Genomic DNA, 23,857 nt, shown 5'->3' on the forward strand with positions numbered 1-23,857 from the left:
TCGTCAACGAGCGGAAGCCAGCGAGTAATGACTGCGCGCAGCAGAATAACAACATCCTCGACCGTCCTTTCCCGAGAAGGTTCGGTAGACAAGCGGCTCAGTCCGATGACGTCCGGTCATCGCAATCCTGTAATTCTGAACCGCTCAGTCGCTGGCAGGTCTTCGGACTCGCGGACTGGCCGGCGGGCCTCGAAAGGACCTCCGGCGCCTAGTAGCCGTCGCTTCCCAGCCCTTGCGAGCCAGTGCTTATTGACGGCGTTCGTTTCCGCTTACCGCTGCGGGGCAGCCCTGGATTTGCACCAGGTTCCCTCTTGTCGCGACCACAATCGCTTGTGGTCGACCAGCAACGGGCGTCAACATACTGCGGTTCGAGGGCGATGTCCAGCGTCCGAGGGGAGAAGTTTTTTGTGCGCGATTTCGGGCTCAGTGAGCAAGGTGGAAGCAGAGTGGCGAGTCACGAAGAGCAGTTGCATTCAGGCCTGTAAGGCCGCGCTGTGATAGCCCAGGGCGTAGCCCTGGGAACATTGCGAACCACCATCGGTAGCCCTGTAAGGGCGCGCGAAGGTTAGCGCGCCCTTACAGGGCTTCGTTGTTGACGGCGGCGTTTTACCCAGGGCTGCGCCCTGGGCTTTCATAGCGCGGCCCGTTGGGCCTGAAGGCGATGCGTTCAGTGTGAGGCCTGCACTCATCGTGCTACTTCTTCGCGGCGTTCAACTTCACCGCTGCGCGGATGAGCGCCTTGAACGCGGTCGCCTTCACTTTGTCCCCTTCAAAAAAATCGATCGCCCGCCGCGCGTTGCCGTCGAGGCTCGAGTTAAAGAGCCCGCTCGGATCGGGGAGCGACGCTCCCTTGGCGAACGTCACCTTCACTTTGTCCTTGTATGTCTCGCCCGTGCAGAGGATGCCGCCTTGCGACCACGTCGGCACGCCCGCGGGATTCGACGGCTTCCGCCACTTCACTTCTTCGACCGCATCGGGAGCGGCCTGCTCGATGAGCTCGCGGATGCGCTCAAGCGTTTCTGTTCGCCAATCATCGAGATTCTCGGACGCTTTGCTCGCCATATGATTTCCTCGTGGATCTGACTACATCCGTTCCAGCGGCAACTTGCTCGCCTGCTTCACCCACTTAGCAAACTGCGCTTCGTTGAACTCATCATCCTCGCGGATATCGAGATACCGCACCTCCTTCTGCTTCGACTCGCCCGGCGGCAGCGGTCGCAGCGAGGAGCCTTTGAAGAACGCGACTTTCACGTACTTCGCAAAGCAGTGGAAGCTGAGGAACCACCCTTCCCCTTCGCGGCCGTAGAACGGCGAGTTCCACTTCACCGCCTTCGTCACGTCGGGCAGCGTCCGCGTGATGATCGCATCGAGTCGTTCGCCGAGCTCGCGCTTCCACTCCGGCATCGCCGCGATGTAGGCTTGCACTGGCTCGTCGCCGTAGCCCTTGGCGATTTGCGGATTGCCGCCGGCGAGGAGTTTTGGTTGCGCAGCGGCGGGCTTCGCGGCAGTTTTTTTCGGTGCTAGCTTCTTCGGTGTCTTCTTGGCCATGGCGTTTGTTTTTGTGTCGAGGGAATCTCGGCGCTGCACCAATCGTCGTGCGGCGATGGAGCGGTACAATGCGATTTTACCGGATTCTGCATCGCCGCTGAAGCAACCATGAACGCCGCCACTTACGCTCCCGGCCCGAGTCCCGACACCGTCCGCGCCCCTGATGGAACCTTGTTGACGGCCCCCGCCGATTGGTCGCTGCTGCCGCCGGGCGATGCGGCGCTCACTCGCCGCGTGAAGGCGGCTGGGGAGCATTGGGTCGTTGCGGAGAAGCGCGGCCGCAAGGTTTTCTCGCGCGGGGTGTGGGCGCCGGCGGCGACGATTGCTCGCATTCAAGCCGATCTTGAGGCGGAGCGTTCGACCGCGAGCTTTGCGAAGCGGAAGGTTGCCGATGCCGAGCGACGGGAGAAAGTTCAGGCGGAGTACGTCGACGATTTTCATGGCGCCGTGGTCTCCTTCCTCGCGTTTCACGTCGCTCATGCACCGCTTGCGCAGCGGTTCGCCGCCGCGGTGACGAACCACGCGACGCCCGTCGGCAGCGGCACGGTGGCGAGAACCAAACGGATTCCTGTTGAGCAACGGGCCGAGGCGGCGGTGATTGCTTGGATGCGTCATCAAACGACCGCCTATGACTCGATGAAAATTCCGCGCGAGAAAGGAAAGCGACGCGAAGTGCGGCGCATGCTGGCGCAGCGTTCGAAGGAGTTGCTTGAGCAGTATCGCCGCGGCGTTGGCGCGTCGGGTGGGCCTTGTCCGTTATTGCAGGCGTTGCCAGTCGCTTCAGCAGAATGCTGAATTGCTTCAACGGGCGGAATGCTTCTTTTCCTGCCGGCGATGCTCCGCCATCGCCCACACGCGTAGCTCGCCGAATAGTTTGGCTAGCGCTGCGGGTTGGTAGTGCGCATTGAGCCCGCTCGGGTTCGGCAGCACCCAGGCGTGGCTGCCGCCGAAGAGGTCTTTTTGCAAGCCGACGCTCGCGTCCTTCACGCCGGAGACGATGCGGTAGGGGCCGATGCCGACGAAGGCGACGACGGTTGGTTGCCAGCGTTTTACTTTCGCGGCGAGGCGCTTGCCGCCGGCGCGGAGTTCGTCGTTCGTGAGTTCGTCGGCGCGGGCAGTGGCGCGCGAGACGACGTTGGTGATGCCGAGGTGGAGGTCGAGGAGCGAGTCGCTTTCAAACGGCGAGAAGAGCCGCGGCGTAAAACCGCCGCCGTAGAGCGCGGGCCAGAAGCGATTGCCGGGGCGACCGAAGTGGCGGCCGATCGCCGCGGTGTAGAGGCCCGGGTTGATCCCCGCGAAGAGAACGATGAGGTCCTTCGCGAGGAGGTCGGGGACGCGCTTGTCTTGCGCGGCCGCGAGTTGGGCCTTCGTGGGCTTCCAGGGCGCTTGTGGTTTGCGTTCCATCAATGTCGGCTGCGTTGGGGCGAGCTTATGTAGCGTCGCCAATCAGTTTAAAAGACCAAACTACCCGGCGTTGCGTCGTCTGGAGGCTGCGGCGCGCTTCTTGGCGGCCTTCTCTCGTTTCGCGAGCTGCCGCTGCTTCCGGCGCGTCGTGATGTCTGCGAGTGTCGCGTCGCTTGGTGTCGCCTTTTCTATTTTAGGCGACACATGCGCGGCGGATGAGTGGGGGCTGGCGATTGCGGGGAGCATTCGAGCGGTGTGTTGCGGCGGTTTGGGCGCCGTTGCGTTGTTTGGGTTCGTATCGTCATCTGTCGCCTCGACGATTTTGGGCGACAGTTGGATGACGACTTCCGCTGTTGAGGATGCGCTGGCGGCGGCCGCTTCGTCGGCGAGCGGCGTGGCGGGAAATTTGCAAGGTTTCGCGTTGTCGCAGCGGTCGGCTTGCGGAAAGCATTTGTGAAATGCTTGTTCGACGGCGGCGACGACTGGTTGGTAGAGCGCGGCCCGCTGTTCGGGGGGCGTGGCGGCGAGGGCGGCTTCGAGCACCAGGTCGAGCGCGGCCTCGACTTCGTGCTTGCGGGCCATGTTGGCGCGGCGGCGGCCGAAGCGTTCGGGGCGTTCGCGTTCGAGGAGCCACGCGGCGGCCCGCCAGTGGGTGCGGGCGGCGCTTTCCATGAGCAGCAGCGAATTGGGATGCGATTGCTGGGCAGCGCGGACGTCACGATCGAACGCTTCGTCGCGTTGCCGCTCGCGCTGCACCGTGCGGAGGGAAACGTCGAGCTGCTCGGCGGCTTCTTCGAGCGAGTAGCTGTCACGGACGAGCTCGCAGAAGCGTTCTTTTTTCGAGGCGTCGATGATGCGGCGGTTAGCGTAGCTGGTGGCTTGCATGGTTGGGCCCTCCTCTGTTGCGGGCGCGCGGGTGCGCTGGAATCGTTGGCGTGGCGCCTTGCCCCCGGTTTGAAGAACCGGGGCCTAAGGGAATGCGCAGCACGGGGGTTCACGTTAGAGGAATGGGTGGCCTAGTTTCAACACAAAAGTCGCGGGATTTATTTTGGAGTTTTTGGGGAGAATTTTGGGCGGCGCGGCAGATTTTGGCCGGGGGGCGCGCGGATTTGGCGCGCGGGTTGGGGGAGCGGTGAGCGCTGTCGACTGGTCGCTGAAGCGGCCAGTCCTAGGCTTCATCCCAAGAGTGCATTTCGAGCGAGTTGCGTCTTTTTCTCCCGGAGGGAGATTCGACAATAGCCCACCAATTCATTGCTGGGGCATGATCGCCGCCATGACCGATGTCCCGTAGGGACAATTGAATTCCGGAGTCATTCAGTCGTCCCTACGGGACTTCATCATGCGCCGGCTTTTTTACCCAGCAATGAATTGCTGGGCTATTATCGGTCGTCCCGCTGGGACGTTGCCGTCGCTTTCGAGCGTTCGTTCCGGCGTTTTAATTCCAATCAAGACTTGGGGACAAAGCCTAGTTATCGCGGGGGCGCCTGCGGGTTGCGATGGAAGAGGCGGCGGCGAGGAGGAGCAGCGCTGCGGCGGCGGGTTCGGGGACGACTTCGCCGGCGGTGAGCGTGAACTGCAGGATGTTTCCCTTGTACGCGAAGACGCCGTCGAGGCCGTGGCTGTTGGTGAACTTGAAGTCAGCGATCGGGATGGTGGTCGAGGCGAAGTTCACCAAGTCGTAGGTTGTGCCGACGTTCCAGTTGTTGTTCGTGAACGTGAATGCGTAGCTGGAGGCGAAGCCTTGCAGGCCGCCGACGGTGAGGGAGTCGGACTGAGCCGACGTGGCGCCGAGGTCGAAGACGAGGTTGCCGGAGGTCCAGAGGAGATCGGCGACGGTGAGCGTGCCGGCCGAGTTGCCGGGGGCGAGGTTGCCGCCGTTGAGGGAGACGGCGCCGACGAGGCCGCTGCCGCCGAGCGTGGCGCCGGCGTTGACCGCGGCGCTGCCGAAGCCGAACGAGAGCGAGCCGTTTACTAGGAGCGTGCCCGCGTTGACCGTGGTGCCGCCAGTGAAGGCTGTTTGGCCGGAGAGGGTGAGCGTGCCGTTCGAATCTTTCACGAGGCCGCCGTTGCCGGCGATGTTGCCGGCGAAGTTGCCGGCGTCGACGACGAGCATCGTCGCGGCGCTCGAGCCGATGTTGACCGTGCCGCCGCCGAAGAGGGCGCGGACGCCGCCGGTGGAGAGGTGGTCTTGGAAGTTGAGCGTGGCGCCGCTCGCGACGGTGGTCGACGCGGCGATTGAAGTGATGAACTCGAGGCTGCTATTGTCGGCGACGAGCGTGCCCGCGGCGACGTTGAGTGAGGCCTCGCCAGTGAGCGCGACCGCACCGGTGGGGGCGAAGACGACCGAGCCGGTTTGGCCGCTGCTGCCGACTTGCATCGTGGCGCCGGCGACGAGGAGGAAGTCGAGGGGCGCGAGCGTGAGCGTTTGGTTCGGGGCCGCCGAGAAGACGCCGGTTTGGTTGGCGGCGACGGAGACGAGTTGGATGCCGCCGTTGAGATTGCCGGCGAGCGTCGCGCTCGTATGAGCGCGGAGCTCGGCGGAGCCGAGGGCGACGTTACCGGCGCCGAGGGCGGCGTTGTTCGTGACTTCGAGCAGGCCGCCCGAGATCGTCGTGCCGCCAGCGTACGTGTTCGCCGCGGTGAGCCGGAGCCGGCCGGCGCCCGTCTTCGTGAGGCCACCGGCGCCGCTGAGGATCGTGGGGATCTGAGCGTTGCCGCCTTGGGTGTCGACGGTGAGGCCCCCTGCCCCGACGACCACGGCATCGGCGGCGAAGCCATCGATGAGGGCCGTGTCGACGACCGACGAACCGCCGAGGAGTTTTAGTTGGACGCCTGAAAGTGAAAGCGACGCCGTGCCCGCTCCGCTGATGATGTTTTCTGTGGTGATGGTTGCGTTGACGGCGTTGAGCAGGCCGGTGACGTTCGCGCTCTCGGCGAGTTCGATCGTTTGCGCCGTCACGTTCGCGCCATTGGTCGCGTAGAACTCGCCGCCGTTGCCGTTGGCGCCGATGGTGAGCGTTTGCTCGGTCGTCCAGCTGGCGTTGCCGACGTTGACGACGCCGAGCGAGGCGCCGGAGAGGCCAACTTGCGCCCACTTCGAGGAGATGGCGCCGCCGGTCATCGTGAGCGTTCCGCCGCCGTTGACGCCGACGGCGAGCGTGTTGGTCATCGCCCACGAGCCGCCGGTGACGTTGACCTCGCCTTCGCCGATCGCGTCTTGGCCGACGTAGCCGCTCTCGCTGTTGATGACGCCGCCGGCGCCGAGGTTGAGCGTGCCCTGGCCGGAGGCGCCGACGAAGATCGCGAGCTTGTTGGTCCACGCGGCGTCGAGGACGTCGACGGTTCCGGTGGAGCCGGAAGCGAAGCCGATGTTCGCCTTGTTGGTTTCGAGCGTGCCGCCGCCGTTGAGCGTGAACGTGCCGGCGCCGCCGTAGCCGACGTGGAACTCGCCCGAGATCGCCATCTCGCCGCCGGAGAACGTGGCCGTGCCGGTCGAGCCGCCGTTTTGGGCGACGAAGAGTTCGGGGGCCGCGAAGTCGGCGTCGGTCGCGTCGAGCGTGCCGTTGCCGTTGAAGCCGATCGCGGCGACGCCCATCACCTGGACGGAGGCCAAGTTCGTGAGCGTGAGGCTGCCCGTCCCCGCGGCGCCGACGGTGAGATTTTCCGCGGCGGTGATGTTGCCGCCGTCGGCGGAGACGTCGCCGGTGGAACCTGCGTTCGCGGCGAGGATGAGGTTGTTCACGGAGAGGAGCGAACTCGTGGCGTGGACCTCGCCCTTGCCGCTCACGCCGACCGTGACGTCGCGGGGAATGCTTTGGTTCTCGGCCTTCCAGGTGCTGTCGGTGAGATTCACGACGCCGTGCGAGCCGGCGGAGTAGCCGACGTAGCCGGTGGTGCTTTGCAGCGTCGAGGCATTTTCCAGCGTGATCGTCGCGTTGCCGCCGTAGCCGAAGTAGACCGTGAAAGGGGATAAGTAGCTGCCGTTCAAGTTGACGATGCCCGTCGCGCCTGGATTGTAGCCGGCCCAGAAATCGCTCGTGCCGATGAACGCTTGCGACCCGGCGGTGAGCGTGCCCTGGCCGCTGTAGCCGACGTAGAACTCGTTTGCCTGCAACTGGGTGTTGTTGCCGGAGCCGAGTTCGATGGCGCCGGAGCCGGCTTGCCCGAGCGTGACGGTGCTGACGGCGTAGCCATTCGCGCCGGCGATTTGCGCCGTGCCGCCGTTGGCGATGACGATCGACTCGCCTTGGATGGGAACGGCGCCGCCGCTCCAGTTGGCGCCACTGCCGAAGTTACCGGCGCCGCCGATCCAGTTGATGTCGGCGTGCGCGGGGGCGAGCGTGAGCGAGGAGATGGCCGCGAGGGCGAGTGCGATCGCTCGAGGGCGTCGAGCGTGGGCGGTGCGGCGGGCGAGGTTCAGGCAGCGCTGGGGACGGCGGAGGATTCGGTGAGGCATGGAGGACTGGCGTGGGCTCGGTGCGCTGCGGTGGGGGTGGGAAGCAGAAGTGGGAGTGTGAATCTGCTAGGCATCTAGGATAGTTGGTTGGAATTGGCGGTCAATTTACTAGAGCGGTTGCTGGTTTTCCGCGCTGTTGCCTCTGGTACGGTTGTGCGTTTTTCGCGGTTCGATGCTCCGGTTGCTCTGCGGTTGGGTATCGAGGAGCGGCTGTGATGGCGTTGCCTCTTGCGGCTGCGCCGCCCTGGTAGGACCAGGGCTACCCGCTATTTTCATGTGAATCGCGGGCGTGCTACCCGCGATTCACAGGGACAATCTGCAGCAGGCGACGTCGGCTGACGTTAGTTGGCAGCGATTGGCAACGGGAATTTAGCGTCGATTCATCCGCGCGTTTTATTAGGTTGATATTCCTGAGACGAAGCTAGCTCATGCCGTCCAGCGACGTTGCGAAAACGACGCGCTGAATGCCGATCATGTAGGCTGCCAAGCGGAGCGAAACGTTGCGGCTGTCTGCTTCGGCGCAGACTTCGTCGTAGGCGGTCGTCAGCGTCCGTTCGAGTTCGCTGCGAACCCGGTGGAGATTCCAGCGGTAGTGCTGGCGGTTTTGCGCCCATTCGAAGTAGCTGGCCGTTACGCCGCCGGCATTGGCGAGAATGTCGGGCAGGATCGCAACGCCGCGTGCGTTCAAATAGCGGTCGGCTGCGGGGGATGTAGGGCCGTTGGCTGCCTCGACAATCATCGAGGCTTTGATGCGCGACATGTTTTGCTCGGTAATCACGCCGCCGATGGCCGCAGGAATGAGCATGTCGACTTCGAGCTCCAGCAATTCTTCGTTGGAGATGGGGCTGCCTTCGCTCAGATCGTTGATGGAAGCTTTTTGCTGCGCGACGTGTCGCAATGCTTGCCCGATGTCCAACCCTGCAGGGGCGTAGCGAGCCCCGTACTGATCGCTGATCGCGACGATGCGACACCCTGCTTCGCTCAAGAAGCGGGCGACGTGCGAGCCGACGTTGCCGAACCCTTGCACGGCGACGCTCGTGTCGCGGGGATCGCGGTTGAGGCGTTGCATGAGCTTGAGCGCCAAAATGCCGGCTCCTCGGCCGGTCGCTTCCGCACGACCCGGAATGCCGTAGTGCTCCACGGCCTTGCCAGTCACGACTCCCGGATTAAATCCGTGGTACTTGTTGAACTGACTCATGATCCAGGCCATCACGCGCTGGTCGGTGCCGATGTCGGGAGCGGGGATGTCGACGTCGGGGCCGATGACGTCGTGGATGCCGTCGATGAAGCGGCGCGTGATGCGTTCAAGCTCGCGCTCGCTGACTTTGGCGACGTCGACGACGACTCCTCCTTTCGCTCCGCCGTAGGGAAGGTCGACCACCGCGGCTTTCCAGGTCATGAGCGACGCCAGCCCGCGCACTTCGTCGAGATCGACGCCGGGGTGATAGCGCAAGCCCCCTTTCATGGGGCCGCGAGCGCGATTGTGTTGCACTCGATAGCCGACGAGGCACGCTGTGTTGCCGGCGTCCGTTTCGTAGGGGATTTGCACTTGCACCTCTCTCAAGGGGGTTGAGAGCAGGTCGCGGAGACTGTCGTGCACGGCGAGTTGGTCTGCCGCTTCGTTGAAGAAGTGTTGAGTCGCCTCGAATAATCTCATTTGGCTGGGGGGTTATGTGATTAAGGGGCAAACAAATGTTCGTTTTGAATGCAGACGCGGCGGCGAGGCGCAAAAGGAAGCGGCGCTTGCCAATCGTTTGGCTAGCGCGAGCCGACTCGATCCTTCGCTCGGCGCGGATTGTTAGATTGCGACGCTCGGCTTGGGCGCCGTCAGTTGAGAGGTTGCGGGCACGCGCGCTTAGCGTACAAGCTCTCGCACATTTCGAGCGCGAGCGCCATCCCGGACGCTCAGCGTCGGGCTTCGTTCACGTGCGCTGGCAAGCTCTTTGGCAGGGAGCTGGGCTGAACGCCTTCCCGGCGCTCAGCCTCGCTTACTTCGATTCTTTAGCGAGTCGGTCTGCGGTCGCTTGCATCGCTTTCACGAGATTCGCCGAGGCCGATTCCGCGATCGCATAGTCTTCCTTGATCTTTGCGAACGGCGTGGGGGCGTCGATCTCGGGATGCAACACCGCGTTGATTTCCGGGGCGTCGAGCTTCGTGAGCGCATCGTCCAGACGCTTCCATTCGAAAATCACGCGACCGCGGTAGCCGTGGCGTTCTTGCCATTGGCTGAACTGATCGACGAAGGCGGCGAACAGCTCGTTGGCGTCAGCGTTTTCCTGTTCCTGGGCGACGATAAACTTCTCGCCGGCCGCCCGTAGTCGCAGCTGCATGGCGATGTCGGTGAGAAATCGCTGCGGATCGCCAAACATGAGGCCTTTGAGCGGGCCCGTTTTCAGGTCGCCCGCCGCCAATTTCTCGAGCGAGGCGGCGGTGGCGAGCATGTGTTCCGTGTCGACGCTGGTGAGCGCCGTCCAACCGGCGACGATTTCGGCGCCGTGGCCGGGGAGCAGCTGGTCGGCGAATTCGACGTAATCGGCTTCGGCGAGCGGTTTGCCTTGGGCGCCGCGAGCGAACGCAAAGATGTAGGGCAACTGCAGACAGTGCGTTTGAGCGTTCGCCATCACGCCGCGCCCGGTCGGTTCAAGGCCGGCTTGGTACGCTCGGTCGGAGCCGAAGTTCGTCAGCGGGAACGTCGGCTCGCCCTCGACCGATCCATAGCGGTAGTCGATGGCGCGATCGGTTTGGCCGACGCGATTGGCATGATGGATGTTTCCGGCGAGGCCCCAGGGTTCTGGATTCAACTCCTTGAGTTGCTTGAGTGCGGCGTCGAATTCGGCTTCGGTGCTGAATTCGAATTTGCCCGTTTCATACCAGCGGCAATAACCTGGCCAGCCGACGTGCATCCAGTAGAGCATTTCGATGCCGGGGCGGAGTTGGTCGAGCATCTTGCGATGAGCGCCGAGCAGCGCGACGAACTCTTCCGTCGTCGAACCGGGATAACCTCCCGGATCGCTGTCGATCACGACGAACGCATCGGCCTGGGCGAGCGGGCGAAGTTGCTTTTCGCGGCGCTTCATCATCCGCTCCATCGCTTCCGCGTCGCCCGGGTTGACGCGCAGATCGCAGAAGAAGAACACGCGGTCTTCGAAGGTCATTTGGCCGGCGACGGCGTCGTCGGCAATCACGTTCGGACAGAGGCAGACGAAGACCTTCATTCCTTTGGAGTGGATCATGTCGATCACTTGACGACACTTCTCCAGGTATGCCTCGTCGCTCTTGGTGAGCGGGTCAGGCATCGTTTCGATGACCGGCCAGAACTGGATGACGTTGTAGCCGAGTTGCTTCACGCCATCGACGTACCCTTCCCAATCTTCAAGCGACCACTCGCGGGCGGCGTAAGGATGGTTGTACGGCCAGTGTTGATGGACGTAGATGCCGATGATTTTTTCTGCAGCGGGCGGCTGCGCTGGTCCGGCGCTCTTGTCGGCCGCATGGAGGACCGGCGTCGCGAGCGTGGTTAGCAGCAACAGACAGAAGCCGAGGATCGTGCGAATTGCGGTCATAAGATTCGATGCAGTCGAAGGTGGTGATGGCCGTCAGCGTGCGGCGGCGGTCCCCCACGGGAGGCGCCGCAGCGACTTCGTAAACGAGTGGAAGCTAAGCGTTGGGATTGGCGACTAATTCGTTTTCAACGAAAGGGCGCTCGGCCCGATCGGAGTCATGCAGCCAGAAGCCGCCGATTTCTTCCAGCGTTTTGTCTTTCGTCTCGGGGATCCATTTCCAGACGAAAAGGCCGCCCGCCAGACAAATGCCGAAGAAGATCAAGAACGTTCCTCCCGCGCTGCCAAAGTGGGCGCTGAACCAATTCGTGAGCACGGGGAACAAGTTGACGGTAATGAACGACGCGGTGAACATCGCGCAGGTGGCGATCGACATCGCCTTGCCGCGGATGCGCGTGGGGTAGAGTTCGGAGACGACGACCCAACTGAGCGGCGCGAGCGTTAGCGTGAACGCCCCGGTGGCGACGATCATCGCCAGCAGCGTCATTTGCATCGGCAACTGGAAGGCGAAGTTGGCGTACATGAGCAGATGCCCTACGCCCATCCCCAGTGCGCCGGCGATGAGGATCGGGCGCCGGCCAAACTTGCTCGTGAGCCAGAAGGCGATCACGGTGCAGATCGTGATCCAGCCGTCGATGATGACGCTGTTCAGGATGGCGTCGGGGGCGTCGGTGATGCCGGCCTCCATGAACAGCGACGGCGTGTAGAGCAGAATCATGTTCACGCCGTTGATTTGCGAGAAGACCATCAGCACGAGGCCGATGATCACCGCCTTGAGAATGCCGGGGCGGAGCAACTCGGCGAATCCGCCGCTCTCTTCGCCCAATTCTTGCTTGATGGCGCGCAGCTCTTGCTCCGACTGCTCCGGCGTGTTGATGCGGTTGAGCACGTCGAGGGCTTCCGCGTCGCGGTTCATCATCGCCAGCCAGCGGGGACTGTTCGGAACGAAGAACAACCCGCCGAAGAGGCCGACGATCGGAATGGCCTGCGAGAAGAACATCCAGCGCCAGTGGCCGCCGAACGAGAGGAAGTAGGCGACGACGACCGCCATCGAGAGGCCGATGACGATCGCCAATTGGTTGATGATCACCATCCGGCCGCGGAGAGCCGCGGGCGAGATCTCGGCGATGTACATGGGCGAGACGGTCGAGGCGAGGCCGACGCCCATGCCGCCGACGAAACGCCACAAGATGATTTGCCACACCGAAGGCGCGAGTGCGCTGCCGACCGCCGAGATCATGAACAACAGGGCGGCGAGCAGCAGCGACCACTTGCGGCCCTTCACGTCGGCGAGCCACATGCCGCAGAGCGGGCCAAAGGGGCAGCCGAGGATCGCGCTGCCGGTGACCATGCCGGTCCAGAAGGGAGTAAGTGCGAACTCCTTCTGCAGGAAGATGATCGCCCCGGAAATGAGCGACAGGTCGTAGCCGAAGAGAAAGCCGCCGATCGCGGCAATTATCGTGATGCGATAGAGGTAGCCGCTGTCGTGGCCGCCTCCCGGCGGCGACAGGAGCCCTGCCCCAGAACCTGCTCCTGTCGTGCCGGAAGAATGCATCATGTCGAAATCCTTCGATACGTTGAAGACGTGCGGTTCAATCCGCATCGCATGTCAATTGAGCAGCCCTTACGCCGAGGCCGCCGGCACGCCGATGTTGCGATGCAACCAGGCCATCGCTTCCGGCTGCTCGAACACGTTGTCGCTCGGGTCGCACGGCATCGAAAGTTCGAGCATCAGCGTGGGGCCGATCCCTTCGAACGAGTGAACTTGGTTCGGCGCGATGGCCAGCGTCTCGCCTTCTTTCAACACGAATTCTTCGTTGTCCATCGTGACGCGCAAGGCGCCCTTCATCACGAAGAACGTTTCGTGCTTGATGCGATGACAATGACGCGGGCACATTTGCCCGTCCTTCACGAACATGTACTTGCCGCAGTAGCCGGCTTCCATCTCGTTCGCAATCCAGAACTCGTACAAGCCGAACCGGTCGAAGTCGCCCAGGCCGAAATCGAGCACCAGCGGCACGGCGGGCGGCATGGCCACCTTCCATTCCGAAATGTGCTGGTAGCATTCGTCCAGCGCGGCACGCCGTTCTTGCGGCGGAATTTGCAATGAATCAGGAATCTCTGGCATCGTGGCCTCTCCTTATCAGTTGAATCGGTGATGGCTCGAAAGTGTTAGGCAAAGCCGAGTTCGCGTTCGGTTTCGCCGATCGATTCGTCGATGATGTCGAGGCCCTTGAGCAGGGCGTCTTCGCCCATGACGATCGGCGGGCTCATCCGCAGGATATGCCCGGCCGGGATCCACGCCAGGCCTTTGCGGAAGGCTTTCTGATAAACGCGGACGCCCGCTTCGTTGAACGGCGTTTTGGCTTCGCGGTCTTTGACGAGCTCGATGCCCATCAAGCAGCCTTTGGCGCGAACGTCGCCGATGATCGGGTGGTCGGCCATCATTTGCTTCAGCCGCCGCAGCGCCACGTCGCCCAGGTACTGGGCATGCTGCAGCAGGTTCTCGTCTTCGATCACCTCGGTCGACGCCAAGGCGGCCGCACAGGCCATCGGGTTGCCGCCGTAGCTTGAGGAGGCGCTGATCGATTCGAAGCTTTCCTTGTACGGTTCGCGAACCGCCACGCACGTGACGGGGAAGCCGTTGCCGAAGCCCTTGCCGATGGTGACGATGTCGGGGACGACGTTCCAGTACTCGGAGCAGAGCCACTTGCCGGTGCGTCCCCAGCTAGTGAGCACCTCGTCCATGATCAGCAAGATGTTGCGATCGTCGCAGAACTTGCGGAGCTTCGGGAAGAAGTCGTCGGGAGGCATGACCGAGCCGCCCCAGCCTTGGATCGGTTCAAGGATGAACGCCGCGACGTCGTGGACGGTTCCTTTGTCGATGTACTGCTCGTAGAACCAAATGTACTTGTCGGTGTCGATGGTGCCGTCGCTCTTCGTCCAAATCGGGCGATAGACGTCGGGGCGCGGCACCATGTGGGCGCCGGGGGCACGCGTCGCGCCGTAGACGCGGTTGCTAATTTGGCCGTGCGAAACGGCGCCGTACGTTTTGCCGTGGAAGTCGTTGAAGCAAGAGATCGTTTCGTTGCGCTTCGTCGCCGCTCGCGCGACGCGAATGGCTGCTTCCACCGCGGTGGTGCCGGAGTCGTAGAACTGGAACCCGTTCAAATCGCCAGGCAGCACTTCCGCCAACTTCTCGCATAGCGCCGTTTTGATGGGCGTCGTGAAGTCATGGGCGTTCATCAGCGTCGAGGCGTAACGGCCAATCGCTTCGCTGACCTTCGGGTGGCAGTGCCCGAGGGTCGTCACGTAGATGCCCGACGAGAAGTCGAGATACTCGTTGCCGTCGACGTCTCGCAGCACGCAGCCTTCGCCCGACTCGAACGTCACGGGGAACAGCTTCACCTGCCCCGAGAGTCCTTTGAAGTACTTGGTGCAGCGCTCGTGATACCGCTTAGACTCGGGCCCCGGCGTTTCGCCGTCAATTTGCGGGCAATTGGCTAAGTCGACTCGCGCCCATTCGAGGCTCGAGAAGGTGGACGGCACATTCGGCGAAGAAAGTGCAGATGACATGCGAAGGGTTCCTAAATCGAAGGCGTTATCAACAGGATAAATAATTCAGCGTGCTAAAGCGGCTAGCGAGTTGGAGCGACTTCGCACCTGCAGAGCAATCAAAACATCGTTACGGTAGCGCCACCGGCTCGCCGTCCGACGCGTTGCACAGCCGGGCCCATACGAGCTCGTCGATGCCGTCGCTGAGCGAGTGAATGCTGCCGTCAACGAAGGCCGCATTCATCGTCGAGTGGGGCGTTTGGGCACGATCGACCAAGCAAGTGGAGACCCAATCTGGACGACTCTGAAATACCAAGCAGGCAGGTGCGACTGGATCGGCGTGGCTGGCGACCTGATCGGTCGTGTTTGTACAGAACAACGGTCGGCTGCCAGGATTTGAGTCAGACCAGAGATTCGCATTGGCTTGATCGCTGACGCCCGTGTTCCCACAGGTGCCGTAGCGTTCGGCGAACGCCAACGTTTGCGAAAGGCCGTCAGGAAACTGCGAGAACTTTTTGGTTGCTTCGACGCGTTTGGCTTTGCCCAGCGCTAATCCGATGGAAAGTGGAACTTCTGGATCGCCGAACGCCTGGTAGTTGGCGGCGTAATTGCCAACCGTCCAAGGCTCAGGCGCTCCGTCGACGACGACGCGTCCTTTGTAGCTGTCTGGAATGCCGTTCGGCGAACTCGATTCGGAAGGGCACAGGAACGTCGGGATCACATGAGCTTTGATGCGGAGCCCGTTGACGTACGTGTTCACGTTGGCTTCGGCAGCTCTGAAGATGCCCCCCTGCTCAATGTATGGCAGCAGCCAGTTGAAGAACGTGTAGCCGGTTGCTTTCGCATACGGGCCGGTTTTGAGCGAGGAGTAGCCGAAGGTTTCGCCTTGGGTCATCAACGGAGGCAGGACGCGGTTCGTGTCGTGCAAATTGTGGAGGGCGAGTCCCAGCTGCTTGAGATTGTTCGTGCACTGCGAGCGGCGCGCCGCTTCTCGGGCAGCCTGCACCGCCGGAAGCAGCAGCGCGACGAGCACGCCGATGATGGCGATCACCACCAGCAATTCGACCAACGTAAAGCCGCCGCTAAGCAGTGCACGACGACGGTGCGTCTTCGCACCTGCCCTCGCCCCAAGTGGCAAGACGGTAAATTCCATTGTTGTTGACCTCTGACTCTCTGCGATGATTGTGTAGCGGGCATCGGCGTCGCCTGAGAATCGATGCACCGTAATAAACGAGGGCCTTAGACGACCCTCGGCGGTAATGACGACTGTAGAAAAGCGATTTCATCACATGCTTGCTTCACTGCCGTTGCCTCGGCGTGAAACTGGATCATTACTTCGAACTCTTTCTCCTCTGCTGCACCAAGCGAAACGACTCGTCCCGCGCGGGACTCAAGCGTTCGCTGATTCGGGTAATTCGTGCCGGGTTCTAAGCCGGTGACGCGGAAGTTTTCTGCTCCTAAACGATCTTTCCACAGCGTGAAGTACGGAAGCTGGCGAACGTTGAACCGCACGGAAACCCCAAGATCGCCTGCGCCGTTCTTGAGCAGTGCTTGCGTGTTCCCTTGCGCGTCAGCGGCTAACTCCAGGAAGTAGACTTCTTCAGCAACCGTTTCATCTCGAGCGCTGTAGCGGTCCCAGTCGTTCAACCCCGCGGCGGAATTCGCGTCGCGAGGCGTGAGCCGGGCCGCCGGGGCGATGAACTGCGAACCTTCATCCAGCAGCGGAGATCCAAAGTTAATGTGATACAGCAGTTGGCAATCGGCGGGCCGCGACGTGCGGTTTGCCACTCGATCGTTCACCCTCAAGCTCGTCTCGCCGAGCCGCGTGCTAATGCGCGACGTCAACTGCAGCGAGTAGGCTCCGAATCGTTGCTCGCAAACGATTCCCTCGATGGCAATCTCTTGCGATTCTTCGTCGTACGACGCTTCCACCCAGTGGGCCGGCGAATTGGCGATGCGGCCATGAAGCGGGTTCGTCAGCCGACCATCTGCTGCAAACTCGGGAGGGCCGTTGGAATGGAGCCCGCAGCGAGTCAGCAACTCGTCGAATCCTTCCAGCCACCCTGCCCCGCTGGGTTCTTCCAGAGGGACGAACTGCGGATGGACTGGACCTTCTACCGGGGAGGGCCAGCTCAGCTCGCGCGACCCCAGCCAACATTTCCAAACGTTCATGCCGCGAGTCGGCACGACGACGAATCGCATGGCGCCGTTGTCGACTTCAATGACGTCGACGCCGTCTTGCCGTCCGCCGCGAAGCGTTTGCGTTTCGATGCTCCACGTTGACGACGTGGAGACCGCCGCGGATGAAATTCGCTGCGGCTCCGCGTAGTGTCGCTGCTTCGCGTCGCACAAGAGCCAACGATGGACAGCCATAACGGAGACTATTTCTTTCGTCGCTGCGTTGCTCGACCGACTCTCGTCATGCCGAACGTTGCGAGCCGTGGGGGCCGCCCCAATCCGAACTCTTGTGTTCGATATAAACAGATGTTATCATAAACGAACAATCGGTCAAGCGTTTTGCTCCTCATCCTCTGAGGAGTTTTCGCGTTTGCAGGAAGTCGCGAGAAGTTGCGAAGGTCAGCCAGATTTCGGCGGGCCGCTGCAACGAAACCCCGCCCATTCCTCTCGCCGCTGCGGCTTTCCGCGAAGGATGCCGTCGGCTTACGAACATCTGCGCAGCGCTGTGGGCCCGCGCAATGCCATCACCACCTATCGAAGGGTTGAAATGTCCGTCGTCCCGCGTCTCCGTCGCCTGTTTGCCGCTGACAATCGCTGCCTCAACGTGGCCGTCGATCACGGCTTCTTCAATGAATGGCCCTTCTTGCAAGGGATCGAAGATATGTCGCGCGCCGTGCAAACGCTGCTCGACGCCAAGCCGGATGCGATCCAGCTGACGGCTGGCCAGGCGAAGCACTTGCAGTTCGCCAGCTGCGACGACAAGCCTGCGTTCGTGTTGCGCACCGACGTGGCCAACGTCTACGGTTCGGAGCTGCCGCGCACACTGTTCAGCCATGTGATGGACGACACCGTCGAGCAGGCGCTTCGTCTCGACGCGGCGTGCGTGGTCGTCAACTTGTTCAGAATTCCGAATCAGCCGGAAGTTCACCAGCAATGCGTCGAGAACGTCAGCCGCCTCAAGCCGCTGTGCGAGCGGTACGGCATGCCGTTGATGGTCGAGCCGCTGGTGATGCAATCGAACTCCGCGGCTGGCGGTTACATGGTCGACGGCGACATCAAGAAGATCGTGCCGCTGGTGCGGCAGGCGACTGAACTCGGCGCCGACATCATCAAGGCCGACCCGTGCGACAACTTGGAGGAGTACCACCTCGTGGTGCAGGCGGCCTCGGGCTGCCCAGTGCTACCGCGCGGCGGCGGAAAAGTGCCGGACGACGAAGTCCTCCGCCGCACGAGCGTCTTGATCGAGCAAGGAGCGTCGGGAATCGTCTACGGGCGCAACATTATTCAGCACGCCAATCCGGCGAAGATGACGCGGGCCTTGATGGCCATCGTGCACGGCTCGTGCAATTTGGAGCAAGCGAAGCAACTGCTTGCCTAGGGCGTCAGTCGCCTAAGGCGTTAGTGCGGCGTTGGCGTCGTTCGCCATGGCTGCGTACTGAACGACGTTGTCGGCAATCGGCAGAAGTGGGTGCTGCAAACGCACCCACTTCTGCGCCACTTCTGCCACCGGCAAGTTGCTGAGCGTCGCTTCGGCGAGAATGGCCGCGCCGAGGCTTGTCGGTTCTCCGTAGGCCGTGGTCGAGACGACCAGGTTGAGCACATCGGCTTTGATTTGCAGCCAAATCGCGCTGCGCGAGCCGCCGCCGGCCGAGCGGACCTCTCGCCAGTGCGCTGCGGACGAACCTTGCAGACGCTGTAAGTGCTCGCGGAGCGCGGCCGCTACGGTTTCCATGATGGCGCGCACGACTTTGCCGCGCGGTTGCACGTCGACGTAGGGCGCTAGCGCGTCGGCCGGCGTCGCGGAGCTGCGATCAATGGCGAGGCCATCGGCGCCGGGGGCGACGCTCATGGCCAACGGGGCCAGGTCATCGAATTCCGGCAGGTCGGGGAGTTGGTCTCGGTACCAGTGCAGGTAGTTCGCCGAGACGCTGCCAAACGACATCCGCCAATAGAGGCCATTCCGATAAGCGGGGCCTTGGTAGACGCCCGGCGCCGGGTTGTCATCAAGTTCCGCGGCACACGCCACGGCGGCCAGCACGGTGCCAGTGGTTTCGGAAAGCATGCCAGGTTCGACGCTGCCGACGCCGATCGCGCCGGCGTACTGATCGAGCGTCCCCACGATGAAGCGGCATGCTTGGTCGATTCCCAAACGCTGCGCCATCTTGGGTAGGATGTTCCCCAGATCGGTCCCGGCGTTCACCACCTGCGGTAGCCACTGAGCGTTCAAGCCAAAGCGTTTGAGCGCCGGCTGCCACCAGTCGCGCTGCTCGATGTCGACCAACCCGGTGAGACCGGCGACGCCCGCCTCGGTGACGTGACGCCCGGTCATCAGCAGCGTGAGATAGTCGCTGATGAGGCAGACCCGCGCGGTCTGGTTCCAGGCGTGCGGCTGTTCGCGCGCGAGCCATTGCAGCTTAGCGACCATGAATTCTTCGTTGAGCGCCGGAATGCCGGTCGTCGCGGAAAAGTCGGCGAGTCCCGCCACGGGCGCGAGTTCGGCGCCGACATCGGTCGCCCGCCGATCGGACCACAAGATGATCGGCGTCAGCGGGCGATTCTCCGCATCGAGCAGCACGAAGCTGTTGCCTTGCGTCGCAAACACAATCGCGTCGACGCTGGCGCGACGAGTTCCGTTCGGCGCCAGAACTTGCTCGATCCCCTTGCAGATCGCCGCCTCGAACTTCTCTGCCGGAATCTCCACCCAGCCAGCGTGGGGAGACCTCGCGGCCGGAGTCACCCGCACGGTGCGCAGGAGTTCGCCGCGGCGGCTGAACAGCGTGAACTTGAAGTACGTCGTCCCGAGATCGATGGCAAGAATCATTGCAATCGACGAGCGCTCTGCTCGTCGCCGTTAGCTCTAGTTTTGAGAAAGTAGTTCCAGCGTGCGCCCGACGAGCAGATTGCCCGAGGCGGGGCTTTCGAAAATCGCGTTGAGCGACTCGTAGGTTTTGTCGCGCACCGCGTTGGCGGTCACGAGATATCCCTGCAGATCTCCGTTGGCCATGCTGATGATGCAGCACTGCGGATAGCGGGCTTTGACTTCGAGCGAGAACTCGACGAACTGCTCGCCTGGCCAACCGACGTAGCGCCAATCGCCGATCTGAAAAATCGACAGTTCGGCTGGCAGCACCTCCGCGGCGGCTTGCGCCACGAGGCCTTGCTCGGAAGCTCGGCTCAGGGCCACGGTTTCTTCCGCGCCGAACAGTTTGCATTCCGCCGTGCGAGTCGTGCGGGGATCGGCCGCGGCGGCTTGGAGTTGCCGGAAATCAGCTTCGGCTTGATGCAGCAACTCGTTCGCGGCGCCGACGGTGGGAAACTTTCGCAGCGGGAATCGCAAGCTGTCCGTCCGGCAACTGAGTCGTAGCGTCGAGGAGTATTCAATGCTGTGCATCGCTGCTTCGACGGCGGCGCCGAGCAGATAGCCGAGACGAGTTGCTTCGGCGACCGTGTTTTCGCGGACGACATGCCGGGGGCTCAGGTTGCCGCATGGGCCGGTGTGGTAGATGACGGGAACCTTGCTGCCGAACGTTTGCTCCTGCAAATACTTCCGTGCGAGCCCGGGAAAGTCGCCGCTCACGAGCGTCGACGTTTCACGCAATACCGTGGGATGCATCGAGCAGACGAGCAGCAGCGCGATCGGCTCGTGGGTTTGAGCGCAGCGCACCGACATCACTGGGGCGGTCGGGTCCGACGGTCCCGATGGGTCGAGACGGTTGCTCCCCACCGCCGAGGCGTCGGCGACGGCGACGCCAAGTTCTGCGGGCCGCTTCGTTTCGTACGCTTGCACAGCGGCGGCGACGATGCCGTCTTCGAGCGCTTGCACGAACTCAGGATCGATCGGGGGAACGCGCGGATCCGCCGCGTTGCTGAGCATCGTCATCGTCATCGGCGCCGAATGCGTGTGCGTCGCCGAGATCAGCATATGGGCCGCGGGAACTCCCGTCGTAGCTTCGATGCGCGCTTTCGCTCGCAGCGCCAGCCGGCGCTCGACGAAAATGACGTCACACGCCACGAAGAGCTGCGCGACGTTTCCGTCGCTTAGGTAGAGTGAGGAACAGAGAAGCGGGTCGTTGACGCCCGTGCTGTTCCGCTCGACGTTCGGGTAGCCGAACAGGAAGAGGCTGCGGGTCGGGGTGATGTCGACCGCTGCGGCTCCCGCAACCAACGCATGACTTGAGCTCATCGTGCCAGCAAGTTCTCGCGCGGTTGCTAGGCGCCTAGCTACGCGAGCAGAACTTGAACCCCTTTCTTTGCGAACGATTCGACCAGCTTCTTGTCAACGCCGCGGTCGGTGATGATTCCGTCCCAATCTTGTAGTTTCCCGCAGCGACAGAGCGCCGTCTTGCCGAACTTCGAGCTGTCGGCCACCAGATAGACGACCTTGGCCGACTTCACCATCGTCGCCAGCATTTTGGCGACTTCCGGCGATTGTTGATAAACGATGCCCTTGTGGTCGATGCCGGCGGCGCCAATGAAGGCGATGTCGGCGCACAGTGATTCGAGGTTGGATTCGGTTAGCGCACCGACTAAGTCGGGCGACGTTGGTCGGACGTAACCGCCGAGCAACAACACCTCCACCTTCGGCGCGTACTGCAAGCGCGAAGCGATTGGCAGCGACGTGGTGACGACGGTGATGTTCGGTTTCGCACGCAACTGCGTGGCGATCGCGAGCGTCGTCGTGCCCGAGTCGAGGAGCACCGATTGGCCCTCTTCGACCTTGCCGGCCGCCAGCTTGGCGATCGCCTCTTTGGCCTCTTGGTGCTGGCCGTACTTCTTCAGAAATTCAAAACCAAAGCTCACGCTTTCCGCCATGGCCGCCCCGCCGTGGGTGCGAATGATCTTGCCGCTTTCGGCGAGCGACTGCAGATCGCGTCTGATCGTCATGTCGCTGACGCCCAATTCCGTGGCCAACTGATCAATTGAGCATTCGCCGTTGGCGGCGATCATCTCAATGAGCTTTTTGTCGCGAACCGCATTTCCCATAGGACGTGACGCATTAAGGCTGTGGGTGGCAAACCGCAAAAGCGGAAACTCCGCATGTGGAAAGTACCCCATGCGCGTTCCGGGTGAAAGTCTGCCACTGCCGACGACGAGTTGTTGCGCTTTAAATGCGCCGCACTCGTCGCTGCTCGCGTCCTGCTCTTCGATCTTCCCCAACGGCGATGTTCGCCATCGTGCGGTCTTCATCTTTTCTTGTCGAAACGATTGCGAATCGTTGACACGAATGTTTGACTATGTTAATGTTTGTTTACATCGAACACAAGCCGATTCCAAAGAAGATCGTCGCGTGGGAGATGGAAAAGACAGGCATGCAGCGGTCACCTATCGTCTTGGGCGGCGGGAGGTAAATGTGTGCGGACGCCATTTTTCTTGTCGCCGTTAGTTCAGAATTGCTCGCGAAGAGATCGAAGTAAAGCTTTTCTTGCGAGTGGAGATTCGTCTCTTTCATCGCATCAATACTCGGGTGGTTCTCGCTCGGGATTGCTCCGTCTCTCGCTGCGCGCCAATCGCGCCAATCGCGGCGTCGCTTCAGGCTGCTCGCGTTTTTGAACCATTTTTCTATGGGTTGCGGACGCTCGGCGGCCAGGCCGTTCGCGCGCCCGTCAGCCAGATTGCAGTTACAACTAAGTTACATCCCCGAATCTCAAGAGGAGACTCCCTGATGAGTACCGAATGTCCAGTCTCTGAAGTCGCCTGTGCGGCCAGCGTTCAGCGGGGCCAGGGGCGTGCGCCGCAACGAGCGCGGAGACTGACTCTTTCGCCAATGCTACAAGCGGTCGCCGTCGCGTTGAGCGCCGCGATCGTTGCCGCGCCGGCGGTTGCACAAACGACGCGGCATCAAGTGAGCAAGACGAACCCCACCGGGCAGAACGACGTGGGGATTCGCTACTTCAACGGCACTTTCGACGTTGGGTACAGCGCCGGCGACGCCGCCTATAACGCCGTCGCTTCCGACGGCTACTCGCTGCTGATGTTCGATCAGTCGGAGTACAACGCGCGGTTGATGGCGAATGCCGGACTGGGCCCCGCGCATTACGGCTCCGCCGAACTCCGCTTGCCGTTCGTCGGCACCGGGCTCGACGTCCTCCAAATCAACGACGCCGTCGGTGAAAGCTACGACTGGGAGATCGTCACCTCAGGTTCGAATAACGAATTCCAAGTTGTTTCTTCAGGCACTGTCGAGACCTACGCTGCCGGCGGCCCGGTTGGCCAGAAGGTGACGCTCGCCGCGCAAGGCACGCTGACTGCCGATAAGATCTACATGCTTCGCCTGAAGGTGAACGATTCTGACGGACTCCACGGTGGCCAAGGGGGCAAGTGGCGCGCGATCATCGATGCCTTCGACGTCTACGATGAGTCGCCTCTCGCGTTCGACGACGACAGCAACTTTTCCGGAAACTGGAACTACGTCAACCCATCGTTGTGGGATATCGGGCTCGGCGACGGGCCGCTCTACGAAGGTACTCGGTCGGGGTCGGCTGGCGCTGGCGAGAAGCTCGATATCAAGTTCACGGGCACGGCGTTCGCGCTCTACGGTTTCAACTGGGGCGGCATCACCGGCGTCTACGATTGGGCCGTCGATGGCGGACTGGGGGGGGCGGGAACCGTCGACCAAACACTCGATCTCGACGTGCACGGGTTTGCGGTGCGTTGGCCGGAGTTGGTCGTGAACGGTCTCTCGTCGGGCGAGCACACCCTGAGCATTACGCTCAGCGGCTCGAGCGCCGGCGGCGCCATTCCGACGGGGTTGGGCTACAACATCTTCGATGCGCTCGCGGTGTACGATTCCGGAGTCGTTATCCAGAACAACGCCGACTTCAACGTCGACGGCGTCGTCGACGGTCGCGACTTCTTGATCTGGCAGCGGGGCTTCGGCTCGGGTTCGACGCTGCAGCAGGGCGACGCCAATGGCGACTCCATCGTCAATGCCGCTGACCTCGACATTTGGAAGACGCAGTTCGGCGCCGCCGCCACGACCGTTGCGACTGCCGTGCCGGAACCGGCGGCGGGCGTGATCGGCTTGATCGGTCTCTCGCTGCTCGCTTGCTTGCGGAATCGTCGGCAAACATAAATCTCGCTTGGTTGGGGACGGAGCGGGCGGTCGTCAACCCGGACGGCCGCCCGTTCTCGTCATTTGGTTGCACCATTGATTGAC

Annotated in this window: 18 protein-coding genes and 1 riboswitch; of the genes, 3 read left to right on the forward strand and 15 right to left on the reverse strand. The window is 62.3% G+C overall.

Annotated elements, in window-relative coordinates:
- Window positions 1-136: 136 nt before the first annotated feature.
- A riboswitch (cobalamin riboswitch) is annotated at window positions 137-360 on the reverse strand.
- Window positions 361-693: 333 nt separating this feature from the next.
- Together ACQY7R_RS23110 and ACQY7R_RS23115 are read right to left on the reverse strand one after the other, a co-directional pair.
- Window positions 694-1,062: a DUF1801 domain-containing protein gene (locus tag ACQY7R_RS23110; RefSeq protein WP_428307912.1), complete on the reverse strand. Its 369-nt coding sequence runs from the start codon at window positions 1,060-1,062 to the stop codon at window positions 694-696.
- A gap of 21 nt (window positions 1,063-1,083) precedes the next feature.
- Window positions 1,084-1,548 carry a DUF1801 domain-containing protein gene (locus ACQY7R_RS23115; RefSeq protein WP_428307913.1) on the reverse strand — a complete coding sequence of 155 codons (465 nt, stop codon included), beginning with the start codon at window positions 1,546-1,548 and terminating at the stop codon, window positions 1,084-1,086.
- A gap of 108 nt (window positions 1,549-1,656) precedes the next feature.
- Here ACQY7R_RS23115 and ACQY7R_RS23120 point away from each other — a divergent pair, with 108 nt between their 5' ends.
- Window positions 1,657-2,343, forward strand: coding sequence for a DUF2293 domain-containing protein (locus ACQY7R_RS23120; RefSeq protein WP_428307914.1), 687 nt, complete (start codon window positions 1,657-1,659; stop codon window positions 2,341-2,343).
- A 6-nt stretch (window positions 2,344-2,349) separates the two neighbouring features.
- On the opposite strand, the gene ACQY7R_RS23125 is transcribed toward ACQY7R_RS23120, so the two are convergent.
- The 10 genes from ACQY7R_RS23125 to ACQY7R_RS23170 all read right to left on the reverse strand — a co-directional run bounded on the left by ACQY7R_RS23125 (window position 2,350) and on the right by ACQY7R_RS23170 (window position 16,896).
- Window positions 2,350-2,952: a mismatch-specific DNA-glycosylase gene (locus ACQY7R_RS23125; protein ID WP_428307915.1), complete on the reverse strand. Its 603-nt coding sequence runs from the start codon at window positions 2,950-2,952 to the stop codon at window positions 2,350-2,352.
- 60 nt (window positions 2,953-3,012) lie between these two features.
- Window positions 3,013-3,837 (reverse strand): hypothetical protein, encoded by an 825-nt coding sequence (locus ACQY7R_RS23130; RefSeq protein ID WP_428307916.1) that lies wholly within the window; start codon window positions 3,835-3,837, stop codon window positions 3,013-3,015.
- A 580-nt stretch (window positions 3,838-4,417) separates the two neighbouring features.
- The gene (locus tag ACQY7R_RS23135) at window positions 4,418-7,408 is read right to left on the reverse strand and encodes a beta strand repeat-containing protein (protein WP_428307917.1); all 2,991 of its coding nucleotides are present in this window, start codon (window positions 7,406-7,408) and stop codon (window positions 4,418-4,420) included.
- A 421-nt stretch (window positions 7,409-7,829) separates the two neighbouring features.
- Window positions 7,830-9,065, reverse strand: a complete 1,236-nt coding sequence (locus tag ACQY7R_RS23140; RefSeq protein WP_428307918.1) for a Glu/Leu/Phe/Val family dehydrogenase — start codon at window positions 9,063-9,065, stop codon at window positions 7,830-7,832.
- A gap of 331 nt (window positions 9,066-9,396) precedes the next feature.
- Window positions 9,397-10,971: a hypothetical protein gene (locus tag ACQY7R_RS23145; protein ID WP_428307919.1), complete on the reverse strand. Its 1,575-nt coding sequence runs from the start codon at window positions 10,969-10,971 to the stop codon at window positions 9,397-9,399.
- Window positions 10,972-11,065: 94 nt separating this feature from the next.
- Entirely contained in the window at window positions 11,066-12,526 is a 1,461-nt protein-coding gene (locus ACQY7R_RS23150; RefSeq protein WP_428307920.1) for a sugar porter family MFS transporter, read from the reverse strand.
- Between the two features lie 66 nt (window positions 12,527-12,592).
- On the reverse strand, window positions 12,593-13,096 hold the full coding sequence (locus ACQY7R_RS23155; RefSeq protein WP_428307921.1) for a D-lyxose/D-mannose family sugar isomerase: 504 nt from the start codon (window positions 13,094-13,096) through the stop codon (window positions 12,593-12,595).
- Between the two features lie 44 nt (window positions 13,097-13,140).
- Window positions 13,141-14,544 carry an aspartate aminotransferase family protein gene (locus ACQY7R_RS23160; protein ID WP_428307922.1) on the reverse strand — a complete coding sequence of 468 codons (1,404 nt, stop codon included), beginning with the start codon at window positions 14,542-14,544 and terminating at the stop codon, window positions 13,141-13,143.
- A 109-nt stretch (window positions 14,545-14,653) separates the two neighbouring features.
- The gene (locus ACQY7R_RS23165; protein ID WP_428307923.1) at window positions 14,654-15,676 is read right to left on the reverse strand and encodes a DUF1559 domain-containing protein; all 1,023 of its coding nucleotides are present in this window, start codon (window positions 15,674-15,676) and stop codon (window positions 14,654-14,656) included.
- Window positions 15,677-15,762: 86 nt separating this feature from the next.
- Window positions 15,763-16,896, reverse strand: coding sequence for an aldose 1-epimerase family protein (locus tag ACQY7R_RS23170; RefSeq protein WP_428307924.1), 1,134 nt, complete (start codon window positions 16,894-16,896; stop codon window positions 15,763-15,765).
- Window positions 16,897-17,248: 352 nt separating this feature from the next.
- On the opposite strand from ACQY7R_RS23170, the gene ACQY7R_RS23175 reads away from it, so the two are divergent.
- Window positions 17,249-18,079 carry a class I fructose-bisphosphate aldolase gene (locus ACQY7R_RS23175; protein WP_428307925.1) on the forward strand — a complete coding sequence of 277 codons (831 nt, stop codon included), beginning with the start codon at window positions 17,249-17,251 and terminating at the stop codon, window positions 18,077-18,079.
- Between the two features lie 12 nt (window positions 18,080-18,091).
- On the opposite strand, the gene ACQY7R_RS23180 is transcribed toward ACQY7R_RS23175, so the two are convergent.
- The 3 genes from ACQY7R_RS23180 to ACQY7R_RS23190 are packed head-to-tail and all read right to left on the reverse strand — an operon-like array spanning window position 18,092 to window position 21,888.
- Window positions 18,092-19,522 (reverse strand): FGGY-family carbohydrate kinase, encoded by a 1,431-nt coding sequence (locus ACQY7R_RS23180; RefSeq protein WP_428307926.1) that lies wholly within the window; start codon window positions 19,520-19,522, stop codon window positions 18,092-18,094.
- A gap of 36 nt (window positions 19,523-19,558) precedes the next feature.
- Window positions 19,559-20,884: a neutral/alkaline non-lysosomal ceramidase N-terminal domain-containing protein gene (locus ACQY7R_RS23185; protein ID WP_428307927.1), complete on the reverse strand. Its 1,326-nt coding sequence runs from the start codon at window positions 20,882-20,884 to the stop codon at window positions 19,559-19,561.
- 38 nt (window positions 20,885-20,922) lie between these two features.
- Window positions 20,923-21,888, reverse strand: coding sequence for a DeoR/GlpR family DNA-binding transcription regulator (locus ACQY7R_RS23190; protein ID WP_428307928.1), 966 nt, complete (start codon window positions 21,886-21,888; stop codon window positions 20,923-20,925).
- A gap of 577 nt (window positions 21,889-22,465) precedes the next feature.
- Between ACQY7R_RS23190 and ACQY7R_RS23195 the strand changes: the two genes are divergently transcribed.
- Entirely contained in the window at window positions 22,466-23,773 is a 1,308-nt protein-coding gene (locus ACQY7R_RS23195) for a dockerin type I domain-containing protein (protein WP_428307929.1), read from the forward strand.
- The last annotated feature ends 84 nt before the right edge of the window (window positions 23,774-23,857 follow it).

Source organism: Lacipirellula sp. (genome assembly GCF_965279485.1).
GTDB lineage: Bacteria > Planctomycetota > Planctomycetia > Pirellulales > Lacipirellulaceae > Lacipirellula.

What these genes read in the sequence shown, in the direction of transcription:
- ACQY7R_RS23190 (WP_428307928.1), bottom strand. Translation starts at nt 21,888, where the DNA reads ATGAAGACCGCACGATGGCGAACATCGCCGTTGGGGAAGATCGAAGAG.
- ACQY7R_RS23160 (WP_428307922.1), bottom strand. Translation starts at nt 14,544, where the DNA reads ATGTCATCTGCACTTTCTTCGCCGAATGTGCCGTCCACCTTCTCGAGC.
- ACQY7R_RS23120 (WP_428307914.1), top strand. Translation starts at nt 1,657, where the DNA reads ATGAACGCCGCCACTTACGCTCCCGGCCCGAGTCCCGACACCGTCCGC.
- ACQY7R_RS23155 (WP_428307921.1), bottom strand. Translation starts at nt 13,096, where the DNA reads ATGCCAGAGATTCCTGATTCATTGCAAATTCCGCCGCAAGAACGGCGT.
- ACQY7R_RS23115 (WP_428307913.1), bottom strand. Translation starts at nt 1,548, where the DNA reads ATGGCCAAGAAGACACCGAAGAAGCTAGCACCGAAAAAAACTGCCGCG.
- ACQY7R_RS23125 (WP_428307915.1), bottom strand. Translation starts at nt 2,952, where the DNA reads ATGGAACGCAAACCACAAGCGCCCTGGAAGCCCACGAAGGCCCAACTC.
- ACQY7R_RS23175 (WP_428307925.1), top strand. Translation starts at nt 17,249, where the DNA reads ATGTCCGTCGTCCCGCGTCTCCGTCGCCTGTTTGCCGCTGACAATCGC.
- ACQY7R_RS23135 (WP_428307917.1), bottom strand. Translation starts at nt 7,408, where the DNA reads ATGCCTCACCGAATCCTCCGCCGTCCCCAGCGCTGCCTGAACCTCGCC.
- ACQY7R_RS23170 (WP_428307924.1), bottom strand. Translation starts at nt 16,896, where the DNA reads ATGGCTGTCCATCGTTGGCTCTTGTGCGACGCGAAGCAGCGACACTAC.
- ACQY7R_RS23140 (WP_428307918.1), bottom strand. Translation starts at nt 9,065, where the DNA reads ATGAGATTATTCGAGGCGACTCAACACTTCTTCAACGAAGCGGCAGAC.
- ACQY7R_RS23195 (WP_428307929.1), top strand. Translation starts at nt 22,466, where the DNA reads ATGCTACAAGCGGTCGCCGTCGCGTTGAGCGCCGCGATCGTTGCCGCG.
- ACQY7R_RS23110 (WP_428307912.1), bottom strand. Translation starts at nt 1,062, where the DNA reads ATGGCGAGCAAAGCGTCCGAGAATCTCGATGATTGGCGAACAGAAACG.
- ACQY7R_RS23130 (WP_428307916.1), bottom strand. Translation starts at nt 3,837, where the DNA reads ATGCAAGCCACCAGCTACGCTAACCGCCGCATCATCGACGCCTCGAAA.
- ACQY7R_RS23185 (WP_428307927.1), bottom strand. Translation starts at nt 20,884, where the DNA reads ATGAGCTCAAGTCATGCGTTGGTTGCGGGAGCCGCAGCGGTCGACATC.
- ACQY7R_RS23150 (WP_428307920.1), bottom strand. Translation starts at nt 12,526, where the DNA reads ATGATGCATTCTTCCGGCACGACAGGAGCAGGTTCTGGGGCAGGGCTC.
- ACQY7R_RS23180 (WP_428307926.1), bottom strand. Translation starts at nt 19,522, where the DNA reads ATGATTCTTGCCATCGATCTCGGGACGACGTACTTCAAGTTCACGCTG.
- ACQY7R_RS23145 (WP_428307919.1), bottom strand. Translation starts at nt 10,971, where the DNA reads ATGACCGCAATTCGCACGATCCTCGGCTTCTGTCTGTTGCTGCTAACC.
- ACQY7R_RS23165 (WP_428307923.1), bottom strand. Translation starts at nt 15,676, where the DNA reads ATGGAATTTACCGTCTTGCCACTTGGGGCGAGGGCAGGTGCGAAGACG.